We start from the raw sequence: 278 nt of genomic DNA on the forward strand, positions 1-278 counted from the left end.
TATTTATGGAGCCCGGGCAGCTTCCGGGGTTATTCTTGTAACGACCAAAAAGGGACAAAAAGGGTTACTTAATCTGAATTATACAGGATACTATGGTATTTCAGGTCCCGAAAAAACTGTGGATTTACTTAATGCTACTCAATATGCTGCCTTGATGAATGAAAAGTCAGTAGCATCTGGTGGGCCTATTGTATATCCAGATCTGTCGGTTTTCGGAACTGGTACAGATTGGCAATCGGCCATATTTGAAGACAACGCCATAAGAGAATCACATGAAT

Annotated in this window: 1 protein-coding gene; it reads left to right on the plus strand. The window is 41.0% G+C overall.

Annotated elements, in window-relative coordinates:
• Positions 1-278, plus strand: a 278-nt coding sequence (locus HC175_RS23720; protein WP_168140156.1) for a hypothetical protein, incomplete at both ends; no start/stop codon positions are given.

This window comes from Salinimicrobium oceani (genome assembly GCF_012037645.1).